The sequence below is a fragment of the Bacillus sp. AY2-1 genome (assembly GCF_008368965.1).
Classification (GTDB): Bacteria; Bacillota; Bacilli; order Bacillales; family Bacillaceae_G; genus Bacillus_A; species Bacillus_A thuringiensis_S.
This window is the reverse complement of sequence record NZ_QPEL01000146.1, coordinates 1-11,503: the sequence shown is the minus strand read 5'-3', so window position 1 is coordinate 11,503 and position 11,503 is coordinate 1. Positions and strand designations below refer to the sequence as shown.

Here is an 11,503-nt window from a genome sequence, read left to right as displayed (position 1 = left end):
CTATTAATTCCTGTCCCTATTTCCGCACAAAAAACCGAACAACCAAAAACCCTTATTTTATACAGTTCAAACGATGATCAAATTACAAGTGATATCCAAATACTTAATACACAAGTAGGACATTTCACTAATAATATAACAATTAAAAACATAAAACAGTTAGCTGAAATAACTGATAAATCTTCGTATACACATGTTATTTACATGAGTGAAAAACAAGAAGAACTTTCTACTGAAGCAAAGAAATTTCTAGAAGGATTCCCAGGACCATTACTAGTTTTAGGTCAAAATATAGAACAGTTATCTAATCGTTTTTCATTTATCACACTTAAAAATGAAGATATAAACTCTGATACAATTGAATATCCAACACGTAAACTAAAGAATATATTAGAAGAAGAAAGAACAATTAAACAACTTGACACAAATGGAACAATTCTCGCCCATGCTTTAAGAGGAAATAATACTTATCCATTAATTGTACAGCAAAACAATTCTTATTATGTAGCAACTTCTAACCTCTTTGATTGGATATCTTATTATATTGGCGAAAGCCTATTTTCTTATTTTCAGCAAAAACCCGAAACTAATAAAAAATTAGCTTATTTACGTCTTGAGGATGTTCACCCAGCCGCAGATACATATCAATTAAAAGAAATTGCTGAATTACTAAAAGAGAAAAAGAAATTGCTGACATTACTAAAAGAGAAAAAGATTCCTTACATGATCACTGTTATTCCTGTATATACAGATCCAGATACAGGTAAAACACTACATTTAAAAGATAAACCCGAACTAGTTGATCTTTTACGCTCTATGCAAGATGATGGTGCAGCGATTATTATGCATGGTTACACTCATCAATTTTATGATAGTGAAACTGGGGAAGGTTTTGAATTTTGGGACGTAAAGACAGATCAACCAATTCGCCAACCGAAACATGAAAAACCGAAGACAAAAGATGACTTTCCAAATATAGAGGCATATAACCAATATGTAAAAAAAGGGGAAGAGTTTGAGGAAAAATATACGACAGATCATATCGAAAAGGGGATTCAAGAACTTGTAGATGCTAAACTATATCCTGTCGCCTTTGAAGCACCTCATTACACAATGTCTCAAAAAGGGTATGAAATATTATCAAGATACTTTTCAACTTATGTAGGACAACTACAGTTAAGTGATACAACTTGGAAATCCATGCACTCTCCAGCATATAGAAGTACACCATCATTTCTACATGGAATGAAATTAATGCCTGAAACAGTCGGTTTTATTGAAGAAGATAAGCCACAAGCTATTGCTAAAATGAAAGCAAATGCTTTATCTGTTGCTAAATTATCCGATGGGGTTATTGGAGCATTCTATCATCCTTACTTAGGTGTGAAACCATTAAAAGAAGTGTTAAAGGATCTAGAGAGTATTCCAAATATAGAATGGATTGATTTACAAAAGGAAAAGAATGAAGTAAAAATGAAAGATATTCATATTACGACGAATAAAGATGGCATTCACGTTGAAAAACCAACCAGTGCGAATGACATAATTGATTATATAAAGCAATATGGCTTCTTCCTTATACTAGGATTCGTTATTATTGTCTTTCTTTTATTATTAAAACGCGCGAAAAAATTAGAATCCTAATACAAAACCACCGAGCGGAACGCTTGGTGGTTTTTTGTCCTATATCAAACCGTGGCATTTTATTAAATAAATTCAACTTTTACTTTTTCCGTTACATGATTAAAACTATAATTCTCCTATCCTTTCAAATAAAATCGACTTGTATTTTCATATATTGTTTCTGCGACCTTATCGATGGATATGTTTTTTATAGAACTAATTTCCTTTAATACCTCTCGAATCATTCTTGGATGCGTTATAACACCCTCTTGAAATTCCCACGGTCCATCTGTTTCTACCATCATATATTCAAGCGGATAATACGAAACGATTTTTCTAATCTTCTCCTTATGTAAAACATCCGGTGTAATCGAAATATAATAACCATTTCTCATCATCCGTTTCATTGTTTCATCGCTTCCTTTAAACCAATGGAAGTGTGCACGTGAAACTTTATATTTCTCTAGCAAATCACATACAATGTCAGCATCTTCATAAACTGCGTGTAATACAATCGGCAAATTATACTTACTAGCTAGTTCTATAAATTTTTTCAATACAGCTAGGTATGGATCTGCAGCAATTCTTCCATCTTCTTTTCTCAAATAATAGGGCAAACCTACTTCACCAATCGCAACAATTTCCTCTGCGTTCTGTTCAATAAGTTGATAAATCTGTTCACACTCTTCTTTATGAATCTGTTGCTCTGGATGAAATCCTATCGCTGGATATATAAAGGGATACTTCTTCGCTAAAGATAACGTTTCCTTACAAGATTGATAATTCATAGATACCGCAATAAGCCCCTTTATTTCATTACTATTTTCCACCTCTTTTAGTAATCTGCTCTTCTCTTCATCCTTATATTGATCAACATGTATATGACTATCAATCCATTTCATCTTTATGCCCCCATAAAAAAAACAAGAAAGGACTTCCTTTCTTGTTTTAGCATCTATATTATTTAACAATTAAGTTTGTTATGATATCAAATAATCCAATACACACTACGGCAACAGTAAAGTAGCTACAGAAATCTTTAATTGGTAACTTCACTACTTCTTCTTTACGCATCCCATTTTTCTCCCTTCTTACTAGATCCCTAATTATTTTTCTATCTGTATCTATTATGCAAAAAATATGACAAATTTACTATCGAATTAACTTACGTAAACCTTACAATGTTGTAAGGTTTAAAAAAGGATCCTCATCTTTATTCAGATGAGGATTATTAAAAATTAGTTGGTTTTTCATTCTTCATTACAAACAGAAAGTAATACATTAAGACTTTCTAGTTATACTATATGAAAATTACTATCTTTTAACTATCGAATTACATTACAGAAGGCTTACATGTTTGTAAGTTATGTGTAATGTAATTCGATAGTTCCCCTTACTTATATTTCGTACAATAACGTTAGAAAGTAAGCCAAATAAGAAGAACACTCACATAACCAAATTACATTGCTAGTAGCTACTCTTCTTATACCTTTCACCTATGCTACTACAATGTACCCCCTTCCCCTTTATATAATAAAAAAGCCTTAGTCTATATGTACTAAGGCTTTTTTGTCTATATTACTAAGGCTTTTTTGTCGAAAATAAAAATACCCTTACCCAGTATTTTTATTTTCGACAAAAAATAGCTGGGGGTATATTTTACTATCTCATCGTTAAAAGTTTGCTCTTCGCATTTATAGGAATATTTGCAACCTCAATCTCTTCAATCGATTCACCGTAACGTCCTTTTGCAAAAACCTTTAATGCTTCATCTCTCTTTAACATATGCTTAACCGTTTTCTTTATTTTCTGCTCTCTACCACGTTCATCGAATGCAATAAATTCATATTCATACCACTCATCACCAATATGCTGACCAATTGTATTCACAACCGTATAGTATTCTTTCGTCTTATAAAATGGATTATATTTATCGATAACCGGTCCAAGTTTCGTAGGCAGTAACATTACTACTATTACTATCATCGCTATTATAGTAGTGATCATTTTTTTCTTCATAATAAACATTCCTCCTCTGCAGGATATATATACATCCATTTTAAAAAGGGGGAATAAAATCTACTATTGAATCTCATTACATTACACTTACATTTTTGTAAGAATTAAAAAAGGTGAACGAATTTACTCGTTCACCTTTTAGCTTGCTTTAAAGCCACCGCCAAGTACATCACGTACATCATGTATAACAACGAAAGCATCTTCATCTACCCGGCTAATAACTTGTTTTAACTTAACAAGCTCTTGTTTATTAATAACAACATATAAAACTTCTTTATTTTTACCAGTATATCCGCCGCGCCCTTCTAATACAGTAACACCGCGTGTCATATTTTTCGTAATAGCCTCACGAATTAAATCTGGTTGATTCGAAATAATCGTAACAGCCGTTTTTGTATCCATTCCTTCTACAATGAAATCAATCACCTTCGCTCCGATGAACACAGCTACAAGTGTATACATTGCCTTTTCTTGCCCTATTATAAATACAGAACCAGCAATTACAACAATATCAATAATTAGTACGCCTTTACCTACGCTCCAACCTAAATATTGATTTGCTAACTGAGCTAAGATTGCTGATCCTCCCGATGTACCTCCAGCTTTGAACATACAGCCTAATCCAATACCCACAAATAAACCAGCAAATAAAGCTGCTAATAATGTATCACTATTTACATGATATTCAATATGTTCTGTAACGTATAAAAACAAAGATGTTTCTACAATCCCTAAAATTGTATAAATCATTGTTTTCTTATCAAAAAATTTATAACCAACAGCTAGTAAAATTGCATTTATAGCAAAGTTCACAATTCCTGGTGACCAATCAAATAAGTAGTACGTAACAACCGTTAAACCAATAATTCCACCTTCCGATAAACGGTTTGGAATTGCAAAGTAATTAATACCAATTGCGAATAATAATGAACCAATTGTAATTAGTGTTATTTCCTTTATACGTTGATTAACCATAGTTCATACCCTCCCCCCATTTGACATTGTATCACTATCTCCTAGAGGTTTAGAAGTGGTTTTTATTCCGCATTTTCCCTCTTAAAAATTGAAATATTATGTTTAAACAGAGGGTTGATTAATTATTCATATTTGCTCTAACTGCACGGACAAATTGCTCCACATTCCCTTTCTGAATATACTTAGCGCGAATGGTTTCATGATTACAAGTAAACTCAAAATACGGATGAAAATCTATGCTATCTATATGCAAATATGAATACTCTTTAAATGTTGAAGAATAGTACGGAAATTTCCCGTAAAAAAGGAGACGTCTAGTAGTGGCAACAAAAATCCCATGTTGATACGATAATATAAAATTATCCTTCTCAAATATCCCTACCACAAAAGTCAAAATCTTTTCATCATCATCTACATACTTTTTCATACTCAATAAAAGTTCATTCATGCATATTCCTCCAAATTCTATTCACTGCTTTAACACTTGAAAAGAATCCATGGATTATTACAGACCGGTTTAACTCCTTTATAAAGTATGAAACGCGTTTCCTGTCAAAGATATTCCAAAAAAATAATCCGTTATGCGATTATACACATAACGGATTAAGATTAAACTGTAGAGCGTTCCACAAGTTCGTATGGAATTTCCAGCTTTTCTTGTTCAGAACTCTCGTCATTCACTTTTCTATGCAACATTTCAAAAGCAGTTTTCCCTATCTCCTTTAAATTTTGATCAATAGTTGTCAATTGTAACACTTGCGAGATAGGTTGATTATCAAAGCCAATAATCGCTAAATCCTCAGGAACTTGAATCCCTAATTTTTCAACCTCTGTCATAACCCCAATCGCAACTTCATCACCTGCTACTATTAATGCTTCAGGAAGATCCTGCATCTCTTTTAACTTATGAGCCACTTTTACACCATCTTCTAGTGTAAAACATTCTGTAAAAATCCATTCTTCATTAACCTCTTCGTCTATAGATTGCAATTGCTGTTTATAAACATCAAAACGCTTTTGACTACTCGGCCCTAATTTTCTTCCCGTACAATAACCAATTTTTTTATAACCTTTCTCAATCAAATAATCCATTCCTAATTGAAAGGCCGCTGAATGATTCGTATATACACTTGAGATGTTTGAAATATCATTGTCTTCACAAGCAATTATTGCGCCGTAAGAAGCATACGGTTCTATCGTTTCCCAATCATTTGCACGTGAACAAATAATAAGACCATCCAATTGTTTTGTTTTTAACATATGTAAACTTTTCATTTCTTCTTTTTTATTATAATTCGTTTGGCAAAGTAGCACCCTGTAATTATGCGCTAACGCAGTCTCCATCATTCCGCTCACCATCGCATCAAAACACGGATGATTAATATACGGTAAAATCACACCAACAATATTCGTTTTTCCTTTTGATAAATGAACAGCATTTGCGTTTTGCGAGTAATTCAATTTCTCAACTATCTCTATAACCGCTTTTCTTTTTTCTTCACTTACATATGGGTGATCATTCAACACTCTCGAAACAGTCGTAACTGAAACTCCCGCCATCTTTGCAATATCTTTAATATTAGCCATACACTCACCTCTACCTTTAACTTAATGAATCTCATGAACATATGTCAAATCTTCTTATCATTACACCTTCATTCGTTTCTCTTACAAAAGTGTAATTTTTCTGTAAGCTAATTCGATAGTGACTTTCCGCAACATTTCATACAATTGAGTCAGAAACAGGGTAACAACTATTCGAAAAGGAGCGGATTAATATGATGAACAAAATGAAAACAAACAATTTCTTAAATACAATGGGCATGGTATTTTCCGCTCTTATCGACGCAAAAGCTGTTGCTTCTACATTAAACAAGTAAGGAGAATGTATTATGAATAACATCACTTTTAACAAATTAGATTTTTTAGGACTAGCTAGTGGCTCGCTTCTTCTTACTGCTTTTATTTACGCCGCTACGCTTGTATAACTTTGTGTCCCCTTTCCCCTTTATTATAAATAGTAATAGAAAAGACGACCGTCTATGCCCGGTCGTCTTTTCTTATTTTTGATTTGATTGCAAAGCTTCTTTTAACTCCTCAAACTTCTCATTTAATTGATCTGTCATCATTTTCATAGCGGTTTTTCGATCTATTTGTTCTCCAGCCTCAATTTGAATTGGATCTCCAAAAATTAATTGTGCCTTTTTCCCCTTTATTAATTCTTTTACACTTGATGGACCAACATAAGCTGCTGGTACTAACGGAACATTAGAACGCATCGCAATTGTCACAGCACCCGCTTTTAATGAAACATCTTCCGCTGATCTCGTTCCACTCGGAAAAATCCCTACTACCTTTCCTTCTTTTAATAAACGTGATGGAATTTTAAGTGTACTTGGTCCTGGGTTCGCACGATCTACAGGGAATGCATTTACATTTTTAAAGAACCAATTTTTGAATTTCCCTTCAAATAATTCTTTTTTGGCCATGTAATGAATTTGAGTTGGATACATCCCTGTAGCTAACATTAATACATCCATAAAACTTGTATGTGTACATGCAACAACATACGGTCCACCTTCTGGTAGCTTTTCTCTTCCTTGTACTTCTACTTTTCCAGCTGTTTTAAATATATATTTCAACAAAAATGTAATTGGTTTATACATTTGTTTCGTTCCTTTCTAAACATCCGAAGTATAATCATATTCTTATAACAATTATAACACTAAGTTTTAGGAGTTGGTAATAAAATTAAGTATGAATTGTTAAATTTCAATTCTTACAAAAGTGTAATTTTCTTGTAAGCTAATTCGATAGTTACTTCTTACTATATTTCATACAATTAAGTCAGAAACAGGGCAACAATTATTCGAAAAGAAGTGGATTAATATGATGAACAAAATGAAAACGAACAATTTCTTAAATACAATGGGCATGGTATTATCAGCTCTTTTCGATGCAAAAGCTGTTTCTTCTACATTAAACAAGTAAGGAGAATGTATTATGAATAACAGTACTTTTAACAAATTAGATTTTTTAGGATTAGCTAGCGGCTCTCTTCTTCTTACTGCTTTCATTTACGCTGCTACGCTTGTATAACTTTGTGTCCCCTTTCCCCTTTATATAGAAAAAGACGACCGTCTATGCCCGGTCGTCTTTTTAATTTTTTCTTTCTTTCAATTCTTTTAAAAGCTGTATCAGCTCAGCTTGTTGTTTTATCTTTTTACGACCATTTCGATTAATTGCTGCAAGCTCACAGGCAACTCCGACGGCGAAGAAAAACAATAAACTTTCTAACATGTGAAATCCTCCATTTGCCTATTAAACAGCTTGACGTAATTGCTCTTCTTGTAAAACTCTCTTATTTATATTTTCTTCTTTTCTCTGACAAACGTTATTGCGAATAAGCGCTGCAATAACAAGTACAGTCCCTATAATATCAAACATTGTGATTTGATACCCTTGCATCATCATAATAGCTAAAGTCGTAATTGGTACAAAATTAATAAATAAAATCCCATTAATGGATGATAAAATTTTCACACCGTAGTTCCAAGCAAGTAGCGCTACAATACCTGGCAATGTCATCATAAATAACAAATCATATTTTACAATAGAAATCGTTCCCATACTCGGAACTGAAATATATCCAAGCGACGTAATAATTACCGTTATAATTCCTGTAACAGTCGTACCGAATACACACGTCAACGTAGAATAACGTAATGTTGACCAATCACTACAAGTTTGACCACCCATCGTATAAATAACCCAGCCTACAACACCAATAAATATAAATGCTAATGAGAACATATTATCTTTCAATGTTACAAAGAAACTCATGTCACCTTTTGTAATAACAAACACAGCTCCTACAAAAGCAATAACCATACTCGTTATCATATACTTCTTCGGTTTTATATGCTTATATCCCCATAAAATACAAATAGAAATCATCGGCATAAGTGCCTCCATAATGGAAGCTACCATTACACCCGACTTACCCATTAACATTTGCCCTAAAAATATGAGGACATTATATACTGTAAATGCCATCGTTCCAAAAAAGACGAGTAACTTTCCTCTTCCCTCTAAACGAAATGCCTGTTTTCCTTCTTTCATTAACAACAATACAATCAGTACGATCGCCACCGCTCCATAGCGAATAAGCGAAAAATAAAATGGATCTATGTATTCTAGCGCATGATCAGCAACTGGAAACATCGCTCCCCATGACATACTCGCAATTAAACAAGCTAAAGCCCCTATTATCATTTGACCTCTTCTCACCGCAATCCCCCGTTTCTTTCTATTTGCACAAAGAGAATTGTAAAAGAAAAAATATATCACGTAAAATGATTCAAAATGATGTTAACTATCATTTATAATGATAGTTAACATCAAGGGGGATTACAAAATGGAATTAAGAGACTTACAAATCTTTAAAAGCGTTGCCGACCAGGGTAGTGTAAGTAACGCAGCAAAGGAATTAAATTATGTACAATCAAATGTAACTGCACGTATTAAACAACTAGAAAACGAATTAAAAACCCCACTCTTTTACCGCCATAAACGAGGCATGACTTTAACAGCTGAAGGAAGAAAAATGCTCGTTTATGTTAATAAAATTTTGCAAGATGTCGACGAACTAAAACAAGTATTTTTAGATAGTGAAACACCCTCCGGTATATTAAAAATCGGTACAGTAGAAACAGTAAGTACATTACCTACCATTTTATCTTCTTACTATAAAAGCTATCCGAATGTCGATTTATCATTACAAGCGGGTCTAACAGAAGAATTGATTAGAGAAGTACTTGATCATCAATTAGATGGTGCCTTTATATCAGGTCCTATTAAACATCCACTAATCGAACAATACGATGTTAGTACAGAAAAATTAATGCTTGTAACACAAAATAAAGCTTTTCATATAGAAGAATTTACAACAACGCCTCTACTCGTTTTTAACCAAGGATGTGGATACCGTTCCAAACTAGAACGATGGCTGAAAGACGAAGGTTTGCTACCAAAAAGAATTATGGAATTCAATATATTAGAGACAATATTAAACAGCGTTGCACTCGGCCTCGGAATTACACTCGTACCACAGTCTGCTGTCCATCATCTTTCTAAAGCAGGTAAGGTACATTGTCATGCAATCCCTGAAAAATACGGCAGTATTTCAACGGTTTTCATACGCCGTAAAGATAGCTATATGACGAATTCAATGCGTAGTTTTTTAAAAACAATTGAAGAACATCATCATATCAATATGCTGTGAAAGACATTCTTACATGAATGTCTTTTTTTCTTACAAAAGTGTAAGTCTTTCGTAAGCTAATTCGATAGTTGCAAGTGGACATATTTCCTATAATTAAGACATAAGCAGGGCAACAACAATTCGAAAAGGAGCGGATACGCATGATGAACAATATGAAATCAAATAAATTTTTACATACAATGGGCATGGTGCTATCCGCACTTGTCGATGCAAAAGCTGTTGCAACTACATTAAACAAATAAGGAGAGATTATAATGAACAACATTACTTTCAACAAATCAGACTTTACCCCGCATTAACGGGCAGTAAGACTCCCACTTCAAAATTCAGCGAAATCAAAGAAGTTAGGTTTAGGATCAACTGCCCGTAAAAGCCCGATTGGTTCAACTAATAATCAGCGAGGGATACCCCGCCCTCACTGATTAAAGTTTCACTTTATCGGACTTGCAAGTGGAGCTACTCTTCTTACAGCTTTCATTTACACACTTGCTCAAGGTCTTATTTAATACTTTGTTTCCCCAAACCCCTTTATATATAGAAAAAGCTGTTCGTCTTATAGACAAGCAGCTTTTTAGTTTGTTTCATATATAATTTGACCTGTTTTCTTAATATCATATCCGCCAATTGCATTTAATTCATTATGAAATTCTTCCGATTGCAGAATGTCTTTCACGACTTCAATCAGCTCTTCATTTTCTTTATTCTTCAAAATTACTAAATCATACTGTTCTTTCATGATTGGAATAAAGTCCACATTTACAATTTGCGAAAACTTTTCTGAACCTACTCCTACATCAGCTTTTCCATTTGCAACTTGCGTGGCAACACCCAGATGATTCGATTCTTCCCATTCATATCCACTAATATCAGCTTTATTTAATTTTTGGATTCGTAATTGTTCATCCACTAACACTCTAATACCAGAACCCTTTTCTCGATTTACAAACTTTATAGTGGATCCGGATATGTCAGCCCATGTCTTTATTTTCTTCGGATTTCCTTTTTGGACATAAAACCCTACATTTCTGGACAATAAATTAATCATAATACATGGTTGACCTACTAAAATGCGTTTTACGTAAGGAACATTATATGTACCCGTTTCACCATCAAACAAATGCAAACTAACGATACTTCCTTCTCCTTGATACATTTTCACTAAACTTGTTAAGCTACCTTGATACGCTCTTAAAACATTAGAACTTGGCAAACGATTTTCTATACGTTTAGCTAACATATCTAACGTTAGTTCTTGACCACTAATAATACACGTGTTCAAGATACTACTACCATCGTTTTTCACAGGAGTAACTTGTACCTTTCCTGTTTTCATTTGTTTTATATATTGATCTAAATCCACTGCATCAATGCGCATCTGTCTACCAACTCTATAAGAAGGAAGTTCTCCTTTTTTAATTAAGTCGTATACAGTTAATTTTGATACCTTTAATCGCTTTGCTACTTCTTCCGTTGTGTAGGAATGATGATCCATAGACGATTCCTCACTTTCTCCTTTCATTGTAACAAAGAAAAGAATATTTCTCCTATTTTTTAAAAATAGATATGTGTTCAAATTATAACTAAATATAACTAGTTATATTT

13 protein-coding genes and 1 pseudogene are annotated in these 11,503 nt (G+C 33.3%); 5 read left to right on the top strand and 9 right to left on the bottom strand.

Translation table 11 applies throughout. From position 1 onward, the window contains the following. The coding region (locus DN403_RS26010) for a DUF2334 domain-containing protein (RefSeq protein ID WP_255452068.1) at positions 1-1,644 on the top strand (1,644 nt) is incomplete at its 5' end. A gap of 116 nt (positions 1,645-1,760) precedes the next feature. Here DN403_RS26010 and DN403_RS26005 read toward each other — a convergent pair. From DN403_RS26005 to DN403_RS25985, 5 genes are all read right to left on the bottom strand, one after another. After that, positions 1,761-2,525, bottom strand: a complete 765-nt coding sequence (locus DN403_RS26005; protein ID WP_098437727.1) for a TatD family hydrolase — start codon at positions 2,523-2,525, stop codon at positions 1,761-1,763. Positions 2,526-3,285: 760 nt separating this feature from the next. Further along, positions 3,286-3,642, bottom strand: a complete 357-nt coding sequence (locus tag DN403_RS26000; protein WP_000728422.1) for a YxeA family protein — start codon at positions 3,640-3,642, stop codon at positions 3,286-3,288. 138 nt (positions 3,643-3,780) lie between these two features. Beyond that, positions 3,781-4,617, bottom strand: coding sequence for a YitT family protein (locus DN403_RS25995; protein ID WP_000248045.1), 837 nt, complete (start codon positions 4,615-4,617; stop codon positions 3,781-3,783). Positions 4,618-4,735: 118 nt separating this feature from the next. Beyond that, entirely contained in the window at positions 4,736-5,065 is a 330-nt protein-coding gene (locus DN403_RS25990; protein WP_001004220.1) for a PH domain-containing protein, read from the bottom strand. A gap of 161 nt (positions 5,066-5,226) precedes the next feature. Next, positions 5,227-6,204, bottom strand: coding sequence for a LacI family DNA-binding transcriptional regulator (locus DN403_RS25985; RefSeq protein WP_001273903.1), 978 nt, complete (start codon positions 6,202-6,204; stop codon positions 5,227-5,229). A 305-nt stretch (positions 6,205-6,509) separates the two neighbouring features. Between DN403_RS25985 and DN403_RS25980 the strand changes: the two genes are divergently transcribed. Further along, complete coding sequence (locus DN403_RS25980) at positions 6,510-6,605, top strand: DUF3948 family protein (protein ID WP_001060007.1); 96 nt, start codon at positions 6,510-6,512, stop codon at positions 6,603-6,605. Positions 6,606-6,677: 72 nt separating this feature from the next. Here the strand turns inward: DN403_RS25980 and DN403_RS25975 are convergent, their stop codons facing one another. Beyond that, complete coding sequence (locus tag DN403_RS25975; RefSeq protein WP_000277778.1) at positions 6,678-7,283, bottom strand: lysophospholipid acyltransferase family protein; 606 nt, start codon at positions 7,281-7,283, stop codon at positions 6,678-6,680. Between the two features lie 337 nt (positions 7,284-7,620). On the opposite strand from DN403_RS25975, the gene DN403_RS25970 reads away from it, so the two are divergent. Next, complete coding sequence (locus DN403_RS25970) at positions 7,621-7,716, top strand: DUF3948 family protein (RefSeq protein ID WP_001066117.1); 96 nt, start codon at positions 7,621-7,623, stop codon at positions 7,714-7,716. 60 nt (positions 7,717-7,776) lie between these two features. Here DN403_RS25970 and DN403_RS25965 read toward each other — a convergent pair whose 3' ends face one another. Further along, a complete protein-coding gene (locus DN403_RS25965; protein ID WP_000894065.1) occupies positions 7,777-7,917 on the bottom strand; it encodes a YrzO family protein in 141 nt (46 codons plus the stop codon). 21 nt (positions 7,918-7,938) lie between these two features. Further along, the gene (locus DN403_RS25960; protein WP_016083974.1) at positions 7,939-8,907 is read right to left on the bottom strand and encodes a DMT family transporter; all 969 of its coding nucleotides are present in this window, start codon (positions 8,905-8,907) and stop codon (positions 7,939-7,941) included. A gap of 127 nt (positions 8,908-9,034) precedes the next feature. Between DN403_RS25960 and DN403_RS25955 the strand changes: the two genes are divergently transcribed. Both DN403_RS25955 and DN403_RS25950 read left to right on the top strand, forming a co-directional pair. Next, entirely contained in the window at positions 9,035-9,901 is an 867-nt protein-coding gene (locus DN403_RS25955) for a LysR family transcriptional regulator (RefSeq protein ID WP_000423024.1), read from the top strand. Positions 9,902-10,326: 425 nt separating this feature from the next. Then, a pseudogene (locus DN403_RS25950) lies at positions 10,327-10,407 on the top strand (DUF3948 family protein); the annotation flags it as partial. Positions 10,408-10,472: 65 nt separating this feature from the next. Here the strand turns inward: DN403_RS25950 and DN403_RS25945 are convergent. Next, complete coding sequence (locus tag DN403_RS25945; protein ID WP_002083993.1) at positions 10,473-11,393, bottom strand: substrate-binding domain-containing protein; 921 nt, start codon at positions 11,391-11,393, stop codon at positions 10,473-10,475. Positions 11,394-11,503: the final 110 nt, after the last annotated feature.